At 42.3% G+C, this 18,212-nt stretch carries 13 protein-coding genes; 6 read left to right on the forward strand and 7 right to left on the reverse strand.

Going from position 1 to position 18,212, the window contains the following annotated elements; all coding sequences use genetic code 11:
• Positions 1 to 236: 236 nt before the first annotated feature.
• On the forward strand, positions 237 to 836 hold the full coding sequence (gene sulA, locus CKY02_RS09670; protein WP_112895132.1) for an SOS-induced cell division inhibitor SulA: 600 nt from the start codon (positions 237 to 239) through the stop codon (positions 834 to 836).
• A gap of 786 nt (positions 837 to 1,622) precedes the next feature.
• A complete protein-coding gene (gene ompA, locus CKY02_RS09675) occupies positions 1,623 to 2,723 on the forward strand; it encodes a porin OmpA (protein ID WP_112895133.1) in 1,101 nt (366 codons plus the stop codon).
• Positions 2,724 to 2,871: 148 nt separating this feature from the next.
• Here ompA and matP read toward each other — a convergent pair whose 3' ends face one another.
• Positions 2,872 to 3,327 carry a macrodomain Ter protein MatP gene (gene matP / locus CKY02_RS09680; RefSeq protein WP_112876522.1) on the reverse strand — a complete coding sequence of 152 codons (456 nt, stop codon included), beginning with the start codon at positions 3,325 to 3,327 and terminating at the stop codon, positions 2,872 to 2,874.
• Between the two features lie 206 nt (positions 3,328 to 3,533).
• Here matP and CKY02_RS09685 point away from each other — a divergent pair, with 206 nt between their 5' ends.
• The 3 genes from CKY02_RS09685 (at position 3,534) to fabA (ending at position 7,234) form a co-directional block, all read left to right on the forward strand.
• Positions 3,534 to 5,264: an AAA family ATPase gene (locus CKY02_RS09685; RefSeq protein WP_112895178.1), complete on the forward strand. Its 1,731-nt coding sequence runs from the start codon at positions 3,534 to 3,536 to the stop codon at positions 5,262 to 5,264.
• A gap of 161 nt (positions 5,265 to 5,425) precedes the next feature.
• Entirely contained in the window at positions 5,426 to 6,595 is a 1,170-nt protein-coding gene (locus CKY02_RS09690; RefSeq protein ID WP_112895134.1) for an RNA-guided endonuclease InsQ/TnpB family protein, read from the forward strand.
• Positions 6,596 to 6,715: 120 nt separating this feature from the next.
• Positions 6,716 to 7,234: a bifunctional 3-hydroxydecanoyl-ACP dehydratase/trans-2-decenoyl-ACP isomerase gene (fabA, locus tag CKY02_RS09695; protein WP_112895135.1), complete on the forward strand. Its 519-nt coding sequence runs from the start codon at positions 6,716 to 6,718 to the stop codon at positions 7,232 to 7,234.
• A gap of 1,480 nt (positions 7,235 to 8,714) precedes the next feature.
• On the opposite strand, the gene rmf is transcribed toward fabA, so the two are convergent.
• From rmf to rlmKL, 6 genes are all read right to left on the reverse strand, one after another.
• Positions 8,715 to 8,882 (reverse strand): ribosome modulation factor, encoded by a 168-nt coding sequence (gene rmf, locus CKY02_RS09705; RefSeq protein WP_112876661.1) that lies wholly within the window; start codon positions 8,880 to 8,882, stop codon positions 8,715 to 8,717.
• A gap of 246 nt (positions 8,883 to 9,128) precedes the next feature.
• On the reverse strand, positions 9,129 to 9,692 hold the full coding sequence (pqiC, locus tag CKY02_RS09710) for a membrane integrity-associated transporter subunit PqiC (protein WP_112895137.1): 564 nt from the start codon (positions 9,690 to 9,692) through the stop codon (positions 9,129 to 9,131).
• Positions 9,689 to 11,338, reverse strand: a complete 1,650-nt coding sequence (gene pqiB / locus CKY02_RS09715; protein ID WP_112895138.1) for an intermembrane transport protein PqiB — start codon at positions 11,336 to 11,338, stop codon at positions 9,689 to 9,691. Before pqiB ends, pqiC begins: the two co-directional genes overlap by 4 nt.
• A 20-nt stretch (positions 11,339 to 11,358) precedes the next feature.
• The gene (gene pqiA, locus CKY02_RS09720; RefSeq protein WP_112895139.1) at positions 11,359 to 12,606 is read right to left on the reverse strand and encodes a membrane integrity-associated transporter subunit PqiA; all 1,248 of its coding nucleotides are present in this window, start codon (positions 12,604 to 12,606) and stop codon (positions 11,359 to 11,361) included.
• An 83-nt stretch (positions 12,607 to 12,689) separates the two neighbouring features.
• On the reverse strand, positions 12,690 to 14,606 hold the full coding sequence (locus CKY02_RS09725; RefSeq protein WP_112895140.1) for an ABC transporter ATP-binding protein: 1,917 nt from the start codon (positions 14,604 to 14,606) through the stop codon (positions 12,690 to 12,692).
• A 5-nt stretch (positions 14,607 to 14,611) separates the two neighbouring features.
• Entirely contained in the window at positions 14,612 to 16,729 is a 2,118-nt protein-coding gene (rlmKL, locus tag CKY02_RS09730; protein ID WP_112895141.1) for a bifunctional 23S rRNA (guanine(2069)-N(7))-methyltransferase RlmK/23S rRNA (guanine(2445)-N(2))-methyltransferase RlmL, read from the reverse strand.
• 101 nt (positions 16,730 to 16,830) lie between these two features.
• Here rlmKL and CKY02_RS09735 point away from each other — a divergent pair, with 101 nt between their 5' ends.
• A complete protein-coding gene (locus tag CKY02_RS09735; protein ID WP_112895142.1) occupies positions 16,831 to 17,946 on the forward strand; it encodes a YcbX family protein in 1,116 nt (371 codons plus the stop codon).
• Positions 17,947 to 18,212: the final 266 nt, after the last annotated feature.

The following is an 18,212-nucleotide window of genomic DNA, read 5'->3' on the forward strand; positions in this document are numbered from 1 at the left end:
CATGAGTTTTGTGCAAATAAATCTCTTATCCATAGATTTGTCCCAATTATTAGTAAAATAAATAACAGGAACAAGCAATTAAAAACATACGCAATCCAATTTTATCTGCCAATGGTTAAATGAGTTTACAGCCATTTACAGTCAATATTTGCGAAGCTCTTTGAAAAAATAGACTTGATCTTAGCTTGGTATGAAGATACTGTATATTAATACAGTTAATTGTGGCGAGGTTCATTATGGGCATTCAATCACCCTGGGTTTACCCTTCTAAACATCAGTCAACCAAAAAACGGCTATCACCCTCTTCACCTGCACAAGATAATTCAGCCAAAAGAGAGGGTATAGCGAAAGAAGGTAAAGAAGGTAAAGAAGGTAAAGAAGGTAAAGAAGGTAAAGAAGGTATAGTGAGTGAATTGATTTATAGTGATAACCAATATAGCGATAACCAAGCGGTCATTAATCGTATATTGCTACCTTTGTTACGCCAATCAGGAAATGAAGCCCGCTGGTTGCTATGGGTTAGTCCTCATAAAAAACTGAGTCGCCAATGGTTAATTAACTCTGGATTACCTTTAGATAAGATTATCCAATTAAATCGCATTAGCTCCATTACAACGGTAGAGGCAATGGAAAGAGCATTAGCGAGTGGTAATTACAGCGTGGTACTTGGCTGGCTACCAAAGTTATCGGAAAAAGATACCGTAAGATTACAGGCTGCGGCACAAAAAGGTAATGCACTGGGCTTTATTATGCGCCCACAAGATGTAAGTAAAGAAACCAACCATGCTGAATCGCGATCAAATTTACTAAAAATCCACTCCATTCACTACCATTGACCAAAACCAAGCATTATCGCAATATTCATAACACAAAATAACCAATTCAGACCAAGAATCATTGATCACAATTAAAATCAATTAATTAAGGTAAGATTAGTTGTAAAGAATAGTAAAGTTTTTTTGAAATCATGCATTATCTTTTAAATTTTTTACTCTATTAATCAAGGGGCACTTGTAACTTTTTAACTTCGTTGTAGACTTTACACCATTAAAGGTTACTGCACTTAGTACCCTTGTATTGTTTTAGTCCATCGGTTTTATGAAAGTGCAGTATTCCTAACTGAGTTTTTTAATCAATATGGCTCAACAGCTTATCTTAGAGCCTATCCCAATAGACGTAATTGTTGCAGGCCGTACTTATAAATGAACAGTGAACACGGACAGCGCGGAAAAACTGGAGCGTACACGTAGTACATGAGGATGACTCGCTTCGCTCGCCCTTCGGGCCGCACTAAAGTGCGTTCAAAAGCTAATGCTTTTGTCTGAGCACTGCCCAGGTTCGCTCTTTATGGCAAAGAAGGGCAAATAAAATAGCGCTATTGGGATAGGTAGTTAGTAGATATTAAATTAGTGCAGGCCATTCTTACGGATAAATAGTGAACACGGAAATGCGTAAAATTCAAAGCGTACACACAATAACGGTACCGAAGAATTTGAACACAACTCAGTGTTCGCTTTTATTACAAAGAATGGCAAATGAAATAGCCTAATGGGGTAGGCAGTAAGTAAAAAGGCTCCCAAAGCCAATTGCCTATTGGGTGATGATAATAACGAGGCGTTAAAATGAAAAAGATAGCTATCGCGGTAGCAGTGGCAGTGGCCGCTTTCACAACTGCAACGCAAGCAGCTCCAAAAGACAACACTTGGTATACTGGTGGTAAGTTGGGTTGGTCCCAATACCATGACGTGAATTTCTACGGTAACGGTTATACCAGTGCAATCGGTAATGGCCCTACTCACAAAAACCAATTGGGTGCGGGTGCTTTCTTAGGTTATCAAGCCAATCCGTACCTAGGTTTTGAAATAGGTTACGACTGGTTAGGTCGTATGTCTTACAAAGGCAGCGTCAATAATGGTGCCTTCAAAGCCCACGGTTTCCAAATGGCAACCAAACTGAGCTATCCAATTATGGATGACTTGGATATCTATACTCGCCTGGGTGGTATGGTTTGGCGGGCAGACTCCAAAGCAACTTACAGCGCAACCAATACTCACCGGAAAAATCATGACACCGGTGTTTCTCCACTGGCAGCTATCGGTGTTGAGTATGCGATAACTAAAGACTGGGCTACTCGTCTGGATTACCAGTGGGTTAACAATGTCGGGGATGCAGGTTCAGTAGGTGCACGTCCTGATAACGGTCTGTTGAGCGTAGGTGTTTCTTACCGCTTCGGCCAAGATGAAGCAGCAGCCCCAATTGTTGCTCCAGCTCCGATTGTTGCTCCAACACCAGCTCCAGCACCCGTTGTTGAAAATAAACGTTTTACCCTGCGTTCTGATGTGCTGTTCGAATTTGCAAGTTCTGAGCTGAAAGCCGAAGGTAAGCACAATCTGGATCAACTCTATACTGAGTTAGCAAATATCGACCCAAATCAGGGCAAAGTACTGGTTTTAGGCTACACTGACCGTATCGGTAAAGATGTTTACAATCAGAAACTTTCTCAGAAACGCGCTCAAAGCGTAGTTGACTATCTGGTATCTAAAGGTATCCCTGCCGGCAGCATCAGCGCGGAAGGTCACGGTAAAGCAAACCCAGTCACTGGTTCTACTTGTGATAAAGTTCGCAAACCTAACCTAATCAACTGCCTGGCACCAGATCGTCGTGTAGAGATCGAAATTCAAGGTACTAAAGAGGTTGTTACTCAAGCACAATCTGCTCAATAATAGCCTTTCTTGGTTATAATTAATCATCAAAAGCTCAGAAAGCCCCATTGTCAGATGGGGTTTTCTTTTACCGATAGTGAAATTTTATATCAAACTTATTAAGGAGCTGGTTGCGATACCAACCTATACCAGCCTATCACAACTGAAATTACTCTTTCTTACCCAGAATAGCTTCCAAGTCGTGTTTCAAGCTGGACATCTGATTGGCATACTTTTCTTTCCGCTCAGCATCTTCAATTAACTGGATAATAGTTTCAGACAGTGTATTGCCCCGTCGCTGAGAAAGTGCAGATAAGCGATGCCACACAGGAAAATCTAAGTCGATGGATTTCTTGCGAGTATGCTGATGTTCCGCATTAAAATGCCGTTTACGCCGAGCGCGGATAGTTTGTTTCATCCGGTTGGATAAATCAGGATTCATATGCTGCTCAATCCATTTCAGTACCCTTACCGGTTCACTCTCAAGTTCAATGAGTTTATCAACGGCTGCATGAGCTGCACTGTTTTCAATATATTTAGTAATTGGCTCGCCTTCTTGATGTTTTTTCATCAGATAAGCCCACTTCCAGCCACATTCCAAATTTTCCAGTTGTTGATATTTCATCTTACTTTCTCAGTGACAGCGTAACTAAAAATAAGCATAACAACTATTTTAGTAAATTGCTTATAGCCAAATTGATTAATATCTGTTTTTTGAAAAAATTATTTTTTACATGAAGTGCCTACAATAGCAAACATTCAAGCATGTTGGTTTATATCTTAATCTTGTATAATCGACGCTTTCCTACTTTACAACATACAGCGATCACTTTGACCACTAACAAACTAGACTGGCAGGCATTACTGCCGAATTGCGTTCCTTATGATGCGCTTTTTCATTCTGCTTCCCAACAGGCGTCCGCCAGCATGGAAGCCGTTCAATCACGGCTACATAGTGGTTTACAGCTTTTTTGCCGGATGGATTCCCGCCAGCCTTTTATGCTATTGAAAGCCGAAGAATGTGATATTTATTTGTCAGCGTTAGCTGAGTTTATCCGTCCATTACTCACGAAAGAACTTCCCCAAATTGGTGGCAATTATCACATACAGCAACAGAAAATTAGCTGGCAACCATCAACAGCAGGCTATTTCACACCTGAGTTACGCGTCGCCTATCGTGAATGGATAGAAGCAGAGCAACTATTTGGCCGCTTCCATTCTCACAACGGAGAAATTCAATTACAACCCGGTCTGATTCATCAGGTAAATGGCGGTGTACTTATTCTACCGTTACGTACCCTACTGTCTCAGCCCTTAATGTGGGTTCGTCTGAAGCAGATGATTATTCAGCAACGCTTTGAATGGTTGTCTCCGGATGGCAGCAAACCGTTACCATTACCTATCCCTTCTATGCCATTAAAGCTACGTCTGATCCTGGTTGGAGATCGTCTAAGCCTTGAAGAGTTTCAGGCTACAGAACCTGAATTAGCAAAAAGCGCTCTATATGGCGAATTTGAGCTGGATATGCCATTTCATAATGAGCGGGATTTAAGCCTGTGGTGCAATTATATCAATGGGCTCATTCAACAATGGCAATTACCTCCATTGAGTCATAATGCTTGGCCTGAGCTTGTCCAACAAGCAATCCGCCATGTAGAAGATCAACACCACCTGCCTTTAGATATTCTCTGGCTACAACGGCAACTGACTACTGCGGCACTCTATCAGAAAGAAAATCAGATTACAGCTCAATCAATTAAACAAACAGAGGAAAATCGCCGCTGGCGTCACAATTATCTGCCTGAACGTGGTTTAGAGGAAATTCACACAGGCCAAATTCTTATCCGCACCCAAGGCATGGTCATTGGTCAAATTAATGGATTATCTGTGCTAGAGTATCCCGGCCATCCTGATCCAGTAGGAGAACCATCCCGTATCACTTGCGTGGCCCATATGGGAGATGGGGAATTTGTTGATGTTGAACGCAAAGTTGAGTTAGGTGGCAATATCCATGCGAAAGGCATGATGATTATGCAAGCATTTTTAATTTCCGAGCTAAAATTGGATCAACCACAACCTTTCTCTGCGTCTATTGTATTTGAACAGTCCTATGGTGAAGTTGACGGCGACAGCGCTTCTCTTGCCGAATTATGCGCATTGATAAGTGCTCTTTCCCTGCAACCCATTGATCAACAACTGGCCGTCACAGGTGCAGTAGATCAATTTGGTTATGTTCAACCCATCGGTGGTATTAACGAAAAAATCGAAGGTTTCTTTGAAGTATGCCACCGCAGAGGGCTAACTGGTCAACAGGGAGTCATCCTACCAGCAGCGAACATCCATCATTTATGTCTTAATCAAGCCATTGTAGATGCGGTAAAAGCGCAAAAATTTCATTTATGGTCAGTAAAACATGTTTCTGAAGCGCTGCCTTTATTGACAGGTATCCCTTATTATGATCAACAAGAAACACACTTGTTAGCTATGATACAAGAACGTATAACACAGGCGAATAATCAGGAACGACCTAAATTCCCGTGGTTTCTTCGCTGGTTGGGTTAATTTAGCAAAAACCGCCGTAAACCCTTGCCCAGTGCGGGCAGGGATATCAGGCGAAAAGCCCAAAGGGCTTTAGGGCTGGCTACTGCGACGTCTCCTGGCTGAATGGATATCTGCCTGTAAAACAGGCTAAAATGAATGCACTTTATCAATGAGCGCTGAATATGTTAAGAGCCACCAAAGTCCGCATCTACCCCACATCAGAGCAGGCGGAGTATCTTAACGCCCAGTTCGGTGCGGTCCGTTTCGCGTACAACAAGGCGCTGCACATCAAAAAACACGCTTATAAGCGTTACGGCGTAAATTTAAACCCGCGTAAAGACCTGAAGCCTTTGCTGGCAGTAGCAAAAAAATCCCGTCAATATGCCTGGCTTAAAGAATATGATTCTATCGCCTTGCAGCGGGCGGTGATTAACCTGAATACCGCGTTTGATAACTTCTTTAATCCGAAGTTGAAAGCGCGTTTCCCGGCATTTAAACGTAAGCACGGTAAGCAATCCAGCTATCATTGTGTTGGGGTAAAAGTGCTTGACGGTGCAATCAAAATACCGAAATTACCGCCGGTAGAAGCCCGGCTGCATCGTGAAATTAACGGGGAAGTGAAAAGCATCACAATCACTCGCACTGCGACAGGCAAGTATTACGCCTCAATACTCTGCAATGACGGCATGGAAGCGCCAGTAAAGCCATCTCTGGTAACCCGCGTAGCCGGGCTGGATATGGGGTTGTCTCACTATGCGATCAAATCCAGTGGGGATAAGATGGCTAATCCACGCCACCTTATCAATGCCAGCCGCAACCTGCGGCGTAAACAGAAGGCGTTATCCCGTAAGAACAAGGGGAGTGCCAATCGTCGCAAAGCGCGTATACAGCTTGCATGCGTACATGAACGGGTCGCCAATGCCCGTGCCGATTTTCAACACAAACTGTCTCGTTCAATTGTTGACGAAAACCAAGCAGTAATTGTGGAGACACTGAAATCGGCCAACATGATGAAAAATCACAAGCTGGCTCGCGCTATCGGTGATGCAGGCTGGCACGGATTCATCACGAAACTGGAATACAAAGCGGAAGCGGCAGGCATCCACCTGGTGAAACTGGATCAATGGTTCGCCAGTTCGAAAACCTGTCACTGCTGCCACCATAAAGTGCCGGAAATGCCGCTGAACAAGCGGATCTGGCAATGTCCTTGCTGTGGTGTCGAACATGATCGTGATATCAACGCGGCGATCAACATCCAGCACAAGGGCATACTGGAATTACAGGCGGCGGGACTCGTCGTTTCTGCCCACGGAGGCCAGCGTAAATCCGTTGCATCGACGGTGGCGGCCTGAGAAGTGGGAAGCCTCGCCGTTTTTACGGCGGGGAGCAGTCACAATGTCTGATCGGAGTTGTTCAGCGTACAAGTGTACTCTATTATTTACCCTACACTAAATATAAGGCTATCTGATAATATGGTTGATAAACGTAAATCCTACACAAAAGAAGATCTTATCGCATCTGGACGCAGTGAGCTGTTCGGAGAAAATGGGCCGCCATTGCCATCTGGTAATATGCTAATGATGGATCGCATCATTGAAATGACAGAAAACGGTGGTACCTACGATAAAGGTTACATAGAAGCCGAACTGGATATTACCCCTAATTTATGGTTTTTCGACTGCCATTTTATTGATGATCCGGTAATGCCCGGCTGCCTTGGCCTTGATGCCATGTGGCAATTGGTTGGATTCTTCCTTGGCTGGTTAGGTGGTAAAGGTAAAGGCCGTGCCCTTGGCGTTGGCGAAGTTAAGTTCACCGGCCAAGTATTACCAACGGCTAAAAAAGTCACTTACCGTATCAACTTTAAACGTGTCATTAACCGTAAATTGATTATGGGACTGGCTGATGGTGAAGTGTTAGTAGATGGAAAAATCATCTATACGGCAACGGATTTGAAAGTAGGCTTGTTTAAAGATACCAGCGCTTTCTAATCAATAATCAGTAACATATCGAAAAGGAAGGTGACTGGCTAATTGCTTTTCACCTTTTTTCACTAAAAGCCCACCACCAAGTAACCAATATCTTAAAAAAATACTTGGTGCTATTTTTGCTCGCTCAAAGGTAATTCCGGTTATATCTCAGAGTATAAGATTCAATATCTATACCCGTCATCTTTCAAGTTGCCTCTTTGTTGGCTGCACTCACTCACCCCGGTCACATAGTTACCTATGCTCCCGGGGATTCGCTCCCTTGCCGTCGCGATCCATCTTGAAATCCATTGGGTATATACCCGTCATCTTTCAAGTTGCCTCTTTGTTGACTGCACTCACTCACCCCGGTCACATCGTTATCTATGCTCCCGGGGATTCGCTCCCTTGCCGCCGCGATTCATCTTGAAATCCATAGGGTATATACAGAAAAAAATCAAATCAAGTTCTAACTTTGGCCTACCTCGACTAGGAATAACACAAATCCACACCTGGATATCCGCATGACAAACACCTAATTGTCGCTGACCAATCAGTATACAATTGGCAAATTGTGCTATGATCAAATTGACCTGATATATCAAACAAGCTCACCAAAGCATACTGATAACAGGTAAAAACATTAATAATAATTAAGATTGATGATTAATATTAACAAACACACCGAGGTAATATTATATGAACATCAGAAAAATACTGCTCATAATCATAACATTGACTCTTACACCAACTGCCATTGCAAAACTCGATAGGATTGACGGTACCGTCGAAATGCTAAAAGCGCCTAACACAAATGGAGATTGCTATGGAAAAATAGCGACTCCTACCCGTGTCCAAGGATTTAGGTGGGTATGTACGATTAATGGCGGATCGACGCTATTATCATTGCTTCAAACAGCCTATACAAGTCATGAAACTATAACCATATCAGTCGATGGGATTGAAGAATATAGCCGTCTCTTTTGGGTTGAATTACATCATAAATGTTTATCAAACCCATCTTACTGCAATTATTGAATTACAATCTTCTCTCGTATTTACCAAATAGATTACTTAATGGCCGCAATTTCAGTCGTCATGTTGAATAGGTTAAATAGGATATGTCACCTAGCGGCCACTCATTCACATGTTACCGAATTCTCAAATAACAGCACAACAACATGAAAGAATTGTAATCCTGACATTGCTAATGCTTACCGATTTATTACATGCGATACATCAAGGGTTTCATCACACGATGCTTTAATAATTTAACAAATAGTTGGTAAGCCATTGACGCTAGGAAAAACTTATTTTACACAGCACGGGCATTTTTACTTTAGTCACAACCAAAGGGAAATCTGGACAGAGAAAACTTACAGGATTCAATCTGACAGATATCTGTATAAACAATCAGTCACTGTCAGATTAAATTTGGGATATATATCACGTTGATAAGGAATGGAGGTCTTTCTCACCTAACCTATATCATCAGTTTGGCAGACTAAGCCATCATCGACCTGTCTTCCATCGCCTGACGCCATCCACCTAACCAATGAGAACGGGCATCTAATGAATAATAGGGACAATGCTCCCTTGGACGCCCCAAAATACCTGCATGGTACCCTCTCGACAATGCTCGTGCTAAACGATCTCGTTTCTGTCTCTTCATGCTTTTATTTACCTCATAAGCTAGATCAGTAGAAAGAAAACAGTGGTCATCATTCATCCAACCACAATTTAGAAATACCCCTATAAATTTTGAAAATCAAGTCAAGAAATTCATATTAATGTAATATTTGTTATATCAGTACAAAAAAAACAATAACGTATTAATAATAAAGAGAAATTTTTATCCTACTGATAATACCAATTTTCTCCGAGTGCAAAAGTTTTACACTCGGAGAATGACAGAGGGTTACGATTGGGAAATTAATTGACTGGCAATAGTTTGCGCCAACTGACTCCATCCTTTTGCCAATGTGCGGACTAAATCATCGTAACCATCTTCTTCCTGTTTTAGCGCCAGATTAAAGGGCTGTTTGACGACATTCTCCTGATGCGTTAATGTCCAGTAACCTTGCAAAATCACCTTACCATCATAACGACCATGAAAACTGGTGACTGTCACGTCTAGTGTATCTGGCTTATTAACCAATGGTTGAGCAGAAACTAAACGCTGAGGCAATGCCATAGTTAACTCAGCTACCAGCACTTGCTGTAACTGTTGTTCAAGTGGACTTGCCCACAAGTGATTCGCCGCACTGACATAACTAACATCACTACTTTGATACACCACACCGGAGGAGGACAGATAATCGGACAACATAACCCGTTGTACCCATAATTGGCGATCATGCTGCACAATAGCACTCTTTTGTGATGCTATTGCTACTACCGGCAATTGATAGTAAGTTTTTTCTGGCTGACGGCTACAAGCAGAAATAAAAATCACTAAAATTAATGCCAATCTTCTCATCATTTTTTAGCCTTTTTCGGTTCTGGATCTTCAATTGGCTTAGACTCAAAAACTAACGCATTGCTCTTATTATTCAACGTCCTCAGAACAGGTCGCAGTTCACTCAACACTTGATCTAATCGCTGCATATTATCCAACATCTTGTTATAAGCCGGTGAACCAGGCTGGAAACCTTGCATACTGCGGCTAAACTCCTGCAATGTTTTCTGTATATCTTTTGGCAGATCCTTGGTTTCAGGATTCGCCAGCACCTTATTCAATTCATCAAGGGTCTGTTGTGCTTTTCTGATCGCTTTCTGACTCTCTTCCAAAGTGCGAATAGCCTGATTAAACATTGGCTCAACCGGCATATTATTAATTTTGTCTAACGCTGCAATAACCTTATGTTGAATTTGAGCAAGGCCACCACTGATTGTCGGCAATAGCGGATAACCTGCAATTTCATACGGACCGGACCACCCTTTTTCATTTGGATAGAAATCCAAATCAATAAACAGTGCCCCTGTCAGCAAGTTACCTGACTTGAGGGACGCCCGCAGACCACGTTTAGTTATGCTATTCAGCTCTTTCTCAACATCAAACCCTTCTCCTAGCTCCTTCTGAAAGCGCTCCGGTTCAATGGAGATAAGTACTGGGATACGAAAATCGTTATCTAACCGCTGTCTCATTCCCTCTGAATAGAATGGTACTTTTGCCACAGTCCCCATACGGATACCACGGAACTCTACTGGCGCACCCGGCTGTAGCCCTCGAACAGAATCAGAGAAGAGCAACAGATAATCTTTATGTTCGGTATATAAAGAATCCTGAATGCTTCTTTGGTTGTCAAAAAGTTTGTAAGTGGCTTTTTCTTTAATTGGCTCACCCAATTCCCAACCCTTAGGCACATCAAAACTGACACCACCACCAAACAGCGTTGATAACGAAGCCATTTCAACACGTACCCCCTGAGAAGACATATCAAAGGTAATACCACTCTCTTTCCAAAAGCGGACATTGGTTGTCAACAAACCATCATAAGGTGCATTAATAAATAGCTGATATCTCATCAGATGAGATTTCGGTTCAAACTCGCTGGTTTCAACAGAACCAACCCGATAACCACGAAACAACACCGGATCACCCGGATTGAGCTGACCCGCTTTATCACTGACCAAGATGACACGAATACCTTTTGCATCAGGTGAAGCCAATGGTGGTGAATCCAACAAATTAAATTCATCTTCTTCATCACCATTCGTTCCCGGTTGAAGCTCAATAAAAGCCCCGGACAGAAGAGTACCAAGACCAGATATTCCATCACGGCCAATCTGCGGTTTCACTACCCAGAAAGCGCTGTCACTACACAATAGATTTTCCATGCCATCATTCAGCCGAGCCTTAATAATAACTTGACTAAGATCATCACTCAGCATGACCCTCTCAACCACGCCGACATCCACACTACGGCTTTTAATTTTAGTTTTTCCGGCTTCAATGCCCTCCGCGTTGAAGGTAATCAACGTCACTTCCGGCCCTTGGTGGTTGAAATGGTAAAACAATATCCAAGCACCTATAAGCACTGTCACAATCGGTACAATCCAGACTGGCGACCAACTTTTAATTTTATCGATTTTAGCCTGACTCTGGTCTTCAACTTTATCCGTCACCTTGACACCCCTTCATTGCCTTATAACGAATGTTTAACGTTGGCCCTATCCCAAATTAAACGCGGATCAAATGTCATTGCCGCAAACATAGTCAGGATCACAACTAAAGTAAAAATAACTGCCCCCATAGCAGGGTAGACACTCATCAATTTCCCCATACGTACCAGTGATGACAATATTGCGATAACAAATACATCAATCATTGACCAACGGCCAACAAATTCGACAACTTCATAAATAAAATGCATTCGGGCGGAATCCCGTTTACCGTGGCCTTTGGCATCCCAACACAACCAGCTAATTGCCAGCATTTTCAAGGATGGCACCATAATACTAGCAATAAAAATGACTAAAGCGACCGGGTACGAACCTACACTCCATAGTAATATCACTCCAGCCATAATAGTGGAGTCACTCCGATTACCTAACGATTCTGTCACCATCATTGGCATAATATTAGCAGGAATATACAGCATTAAAGCTGTCACTATCAGTGCCATTGTCCATTGTAGACTGTTGCGACGACGGGCATGCCCACGAGTATAACAACGTGTACATACCAATTGGTCTGCCGGTAAAATAGCCGTACAACACTGGCATAATCGAACACCCTGCACTAACCCCGATCTTCCTGCCTGTAACGGTATATTCACCCTAGGTGCGAGGGTTATCTGATTCCATAACCAGTGGCGATCCAGACATTGAAATGCTCTCACCTGGAGAAGACAGAACAGACAATATGGCAAAAAACTTAAACCTAACCCAATATCACCATAAGCCATTAACTTAACGAAGCTGACTAACACCCCTGCTAGAAAGATTTCAACCATACACCAGCTTTTCATCTGGAATAAAACCCTGGCCAACCAGACTTTTATCTTCTGAGAAGTAACAACACCCTGGCACAAGAGAATAACCGCTACCATACAAAACGCAGGCACCAGTTGAACACAGAGCAAAAAGAATGTTCCCACACTGACGTAATTTTCATTAAACATCACCTGAGGGATTTGAGATAAAGTAATTTCACTGCCAATTCCCGCCACACTCATGCTGACAAACGGAAACAGGCAAGCCATTAACAGCATAAATAATGCACTGACTGCATAACCTGTTGGCTGATGTTTAGGTTCTTTCCACCATGTGACTAATGTCGTCTTACAACGAGGACAAACTGCCTTCGTTCCCTGAACCCATTCTGGCAATGTCACCAGCAAATCACATTGAGGGCACAATACCATTTCATGATGATGGTTACCGGAACACAAGATCTTTCTCCCTGTTAAGGAAATCGGGAATATCCACAGAATCATACTCAGAAGAATTTCGCGGTATGATTCTGCTAATTATGTTAACTATTAACTGTTTTCAATGTTTCCAATTCCTGCCAGCGATCAAAAGCCGCTTCTAATGCTTGCTCTTTTTGAGACAGTTCAGTCAATATTTTTTGGGTTATTACATGAGGCTGATTAAAAAAGTCAGGATCACTCACTTGAGATTGTAACTGATCAAGCTCTTCTTCCAGTTTCTCCAACAATGATGGTAATTGCTCTAACTCTCGTAATAAATGGTAACTCATTTTGTTACGAGAATTTTTTGGCGGTTCCTTAATCTTTTCTACTTTAACTTCCGTTTGAAGTTTTTTCTTATTTTGCTGGCGCAACGATACAACCTGTTCGCGCTGTTGCTGAGCATCGTAATAACCACCAACATAATTATTGATCGCACCATTACCTTCAAAAATCCAACATTCTGTCACGGAGTTATCAACAAATTGACGATCATGACTCACCAGCAATACAGTACCTGTATAATTGTCTACCAGCTCCTCCAGCAACTCTAATGTTTCCACATCCAGATCGTTGGTTGGCTCATCAAGTACCAACAAATTACTGGGTTTCAGGAATAGACGCGCTAGTAACAATCGGTTCCTTTCACCACCAGAAAGCGCTTTAACAGGTGTCATTGCCCGTTTGGGATGAAACAGAAAATCCTGCAAATAACCCAGAACATGACGAGGACGACCATTCACCATCACTTCCTGTTTACCTTCAGCTAGGTTATCCATTACGGTTCTTTCCGGATCAAGTGCTATCCGATGCTGATCAAAATAAGCAATTTCTAGTTTAGTACCACAATGAACACGGCCACTATCAGATTGCAGCTCACCTAACATCAGTTTCAGTAAAGTTGTTTTGCCACAACCATTTGGTCCTACCAGTGCAATCTTATCCCCACGCTGAATTTGCACACTGAAATTATTGACCAGTTTCCTTTCACCAATTTGATAATTAACATTTTCCAGTTCAAAGACAATTTTGCCGGAACGACTCGCTTCTCCCATCTGTATTTTAGCGGTTCCCATTACTTCACGGCGTTGTGAACGCTCAATACGTAATGCCTTCAATGCCCTGACACGCCCTTCATTACGAGTACGACGCGCTTTAATCCCCTGGCGTATCCACACTTCTTCCTGAGCCAACTTACGATCAAATTCAGCATTTTGCATCTCTTCCACACGCAACGCGTCTTCTTTGCCTTCAAGAAACTTATCGTAATTACCCGGCCACGATACTAACTTACCCCGATCCAAATCGACGATACGGGTTGCCATATTGCGAATAAATGAACGGTCATGAGAAATGAAAACAAGGCTACCCTGAAAATCTTTCAGGAAATTCTCTAGCCATTCAATCGTATCAATATCCAAGTGGTTAGTTGGTTCATCAAGAAGCAAGACTTTTGGCAAACTAACCAACGCCCTTCCCAATGCTGCCTTACGCAACCAACCACCTGAAAGAGAAGAGAGCTTCGCTTCCGCAGGTAAAGAGAGCTGTTTCAATACGTCATTAATGCGGCTATCCAGTGACCATAACCCACGAATATCCAGCACCTCCTGCAATTCTGCCAGGCGGTTAAGGTTTTTCTCATTTGGATCCTGCTCCACCAAGCGGGAGACCAGATGAAAAGATTTAATATATTCGGCCTGCTCCTGAACGCCTTCGGCAACAAAATCAAAAACCGTCCCTTCTATATTACGGGGGGGATCCTGCTGTAAGCGGGCGACAACCAGATCCTGTTCGTAAATAACCTGACCATCATCCAACGGCTGCTCTTTTGCTAATACCCGTAACAAAGTAGATTTTCCAGCACCGTTACGGCCAACCAGACAAACCCTTTCATTTTCTTCTATATGCAATTCTGCATTATCAAGTAATGGTGCATCACTGAACGACAACCACGCACCAGATAAATTTATCAATGACATAGTAATTATTTTTCCTCACCAGCATGACGTAATAGCCAGCAGTTGTGAATCTGACGATTGCGGGCAAAATCCTGCGACTGGGTTTTACTGGTGATTTCTTCTGCCACCAAGCCAGCTTTTTCCAGCTCAGCAAAATCCATTTTAAAACCACGTTTATTATTAGAGAACATCAGCGTTCCTCCACGACGCAACAAGCGCTTAAGCTGTCTCATCAACATGATATGGTCGCGTTGTACATCAAATGTATCTTCCATCCGTTTAGAATTGGAAAAAGTCGGCGGATCAATAAAAATCAAATCAAACTGTTCATTGGCCCGTGCCAACCAAGTGAGACAATCTGCCTGAATCAACCGATGCTGACGCCCGGTTAATTCATTAGCCTGTAAGTTCCGTTCAGCCCATTCAAGATAAGTGCGAGACATATCAACCGTCGTTGTTGAACGCGCGCCTCCTAATCCAGCATGTACCGTCGCTGCTCCTGTATAGGCAAACAGATTCAGAAAATCTTTTCCTTCACTCATTTTACCTAGCATTTTTCGGGCAATACGATGATCAAGGAACAAGCCAGTGTCCAAATAGTCAGTTAAATTGACCCAGAATTTTGCGTCATACTCATTTACCAGAAAGAATTCCTGTTTTTCTGCCATTTTTTCATACTGGCTTTTGCCTTTCTGACGCTGACGAGTTTTAAGTACTAATTGATTTGATGAGAGTCCAAGAATTTGCATCGTTGCACTGATAGCATCAAATAAACGCTGACGCGCTTTATTAGCATCAACACTTTTTGGCGGAGCATATTCCTGAATCACTACTTTATCCGCATAACGGTCAACAGCCACATTGTATTCTGGCAAATCAGCATCATACAGACGATAACAATTAATCCCTTGCTGTTTTGCCCAGTGAGTTAATTTCTTTTCATTTTTGCGCAGGCGGTTGGCATAATCTTCCGCCACATTCACCTCTGATGAGTGCGGTTTATCTGACAACTGATAATTTTTCTGTACGCAATCCAGTGGACCATTTTTAGCTTTAAACTCACGTTCAGCCCGTAATTGCAAGCAGCTCAGCAATTCAGGTGACGCACTAAATAGAGACAGACGCCAGCTAGGGAAACGGCTTTTCATTATCCGCCCAAACAAACTGTGTAGTGCAATCAATGCCGGCTCACTTTCCAAACGCTCACCATAAGGTGGATTACTTAATACTGTTCCAGCTGGGCCTTCTGGTAACGGATTTTCCAGACGACTGGCATCACCTTGCTGGAACGTTATCAACTGCGCAACCCCGGCTCTACGAGCATTTGACCGAGCCATATCCAGCACTCTGCGATCAATATCAGAACCAACAAAACGGGAAGCTGTCTCCTGAAGACCTTTACAAAAGCGGATCTGCGCTTCTGTGATTACCTCACGCCAAATTTCTTCATCATGTTGCAACCAAGCAATAAAGCCCCAGTGGTTACGATGAAGCCCAGGAGCACGATCAGCCGCCATCATTGCGGCTTCAATCAATAATGTGCCAGAACCACACATAGGATCGACCATCGGAGTACCAATCCGCCAGCCTGAACGTAGAATAATCGCAGCAGCCAGATTTTCTTTCAGTGGGGCTTGACCAGCAAGATCGCGATAACCTCGGATATGCAAACCATCACCACTCAAATCCAATGCAACACTGGCTTTCTCTTTATTCAAAAAAACATTAATGCGAACATCCGGCTGTTGCTTTGCCACATTGGGGCGTTGATCCAACTTACGAGTAAAGCTATCGACAATGGCGTCTTTAACCTTGAGTGCGCCATATTGCGTGTTACGTATCTCTTCATTTGTGCCACTGAAATGCACAGAGAAAGTACTTTCTACAGAAAAAATCTGGCTCCAATCAATAGACTGAACTCCAAGATAGAGATCTAAATCGCTATAAACATTAAATTCGTTTAGCGGTAGCAAAATACGTGATGCCAGCCTGCTCCACATCAGACTTTTATACATCACTCTACCATCACCTTGAAAATGAACTCCGCCTTGCACAATTTTGCATGATTGCGCACCCAGCATTTCCAGTTCGTTCTTCAATAATTCTTCTAATCCACGCGCCGTGCTGGCAAACAGAGAGTTCATGTTACATATCACCAAGAAAGAAAATTGTTACGCATTATAGCTAATCTAAGTGACATGTCATAAAGTTGCGCATGTAAAAAATGTTTCATGGAGATTAACGGATGATAGCTCTGTCTCGCCTGTATACCCACCCGGTAAAGTCTATGCGTGGTTTGCAACTCTCCCATGCCTTAGTCAGTGAAAGCGGCCTTATATTTGATCGCAATTTTATGATCACAATGACAGACGGGACTTTTATTACCGCCCGTAAATATCCTCAGATGTTGTTATTTACTCCGGCTATGTTAAATAACGGTATTTATCTGCGTGCGCCCAACGGAGAAAATGCCACCGTACTTTACAGTGATTTCCTACCTGAACAACAACCTACGGAAGTATGGGGCAACCATTTTACGGCTCTCATTGCACCAGAAACCGTTAACCAATGGCTAAGTCGTTTCTTTGACATTCCGGTGCAATTACGCTGGTTAAGCCATGAATTAACCCGCAGAGTAAAAAAACACCCCGAAATTCCATTATCATTTGCGGATGGTTATCCATTTTTACTGATTAATGAATCCTCATTTCGTTTATTACAACAACGTTGCCCGGCCAGTATTAAATTAGAGCAATTTCGTCCAAATATTGTTATTACCGGTGCAGAAGCATTTGCAGAAGACAGTTGGCAATCAATTCAGATTGGCGAGGTTATTTTTGATTTACCCAAACCGTGTAGTCGCTGTATTCTGACAACCGTCAGCATTGATAAAGGCATTAAAAATCCTAACGGAGAGCCATTAGCGACATTGCAATCATTCCGTACAGCAGAAAATGGTGATGTCGATTTTGGTCAGAATCTCATTGCCCGTTCAAGTGGTATTATTAGAATCGGAGATAATGTCACTATATTAGCTAAAAAAGATCCGCGTAAATATGGCAGTAGCGAAAAAATCGAAAATATTGATTTACCAAAAATAAATGAGCAATCTGTCACTATTGAATATAACGGAAAAACCTTTACAGGTAATAATCAACAAATCATTTTAGAACAACTGGAACAACAAAAAATTAGAGTACCCTATTCATGTCGAGCGGGAATATGTGGATGCTGTAAAATATCTTTAGTTAAGGGAGAGGTTTCTCCTTTAAAAGCCACGGCGATTAAAAATGACGGCCATATTTTAGCTTGCTGTTGTGTTCCAAAGAGCAATCTTATTCTTAATAATAGCGAAGAATAGATCTTTAAATTAGAATCAAACTAACGTGCCATAAGTTGGCACGTTGAACTCCAATTTCTCTCCCCTTCCTTCCCATTTTGGCGCTAACACCGCTTAAAAGGGAGAAAAAATCAATAAATTTTATAAATAAATCACAATGGTGATTGTTATAACGAATTTATTATTACAATAATGAATTAATTATTACCATAATGAATTTATAACTACTGTCATAAAATGATTACACTCTAATCAGGAGCTTAAGTCACTCAGACAAAACACCAAAG

The organism is Photorhabdus bodei (genome assembly GCF_003287735.1).
GTDB lineage: Bacteria > Pseudomonadota > Gammaproteobacteria > Enterobacterales > Enterobacteriaceae > Photorhabdus > Photorhabdus kayaii.

Bases quoted from the DNA above. Each gene is read 5' to 3' on its own strand.
- sulA (WP_112895132.1), top strand. From the start codon at position 237: ATGGGCATTCAATCACCCTGGGTTTACCCTTCTAAACATCAGTCAACC.
- ompA (WP_112895133.1), top strand. From the start codon at position 1,623: ATGAAAAAGATAGCTATCGCGGTAGCAGTGGCAGTGGCCGCTTTCACA.
- matP (WP_112876522.1), bottom strand. From the start codon at position 3,327: ATGAAATATCAACAACTGGAAAATTTGGAATGTGGCTGGAAGTGGGCT.
- CKY02_RS09690 (WP_112895134.1), top strand. From the start codon at position 5,426: ATGTTAAGAGCCACCAAAGTCCGCATCTACCCCACATCAGAGCAGGCG.
- fabA (WP_112895135.1), top strand. From the start codon at position 6,716: ATGGTTGATAAACGTAAATCCTACACAAAAGAAGATCTTATCGCATCT.
- rmf (WP_112876661.1), bottom strand. From the start codon at position 8,882: ATGAAGAGACAGAAACGAGATCGTTTAGCACGAGCATTGTCGAGAGGG.
- pqiC (WP_112895137.1), bottom strand. From the start codon at position 9,692: ATGATGAGAAGATTGGCATTAATTTTAGTGATTTTTATTTCTGCTTGT.
- CKY02_RS09725 (WP_112895140.1), bottom strand. From the start codon at position 14,606: ATGTCATTGATAAATTTATCTGGTGCGTGGTTGTCGTTCAGTGATGCA.
- rlmKL (WP_112895141.1), bottom strand. From the start codon at position 16,729: ATGAACTCTCTGTTTGCCAGCACGGCGCGTGGATTAGAAGAATTATTG.
- CKY02_RS09735 (WP_112895142.1), top strand. From the start codon at position 16,831: ATGATAGCTCTGTCTCGCCTGTATACCCACCCGGTAAAGTCTATGCGT.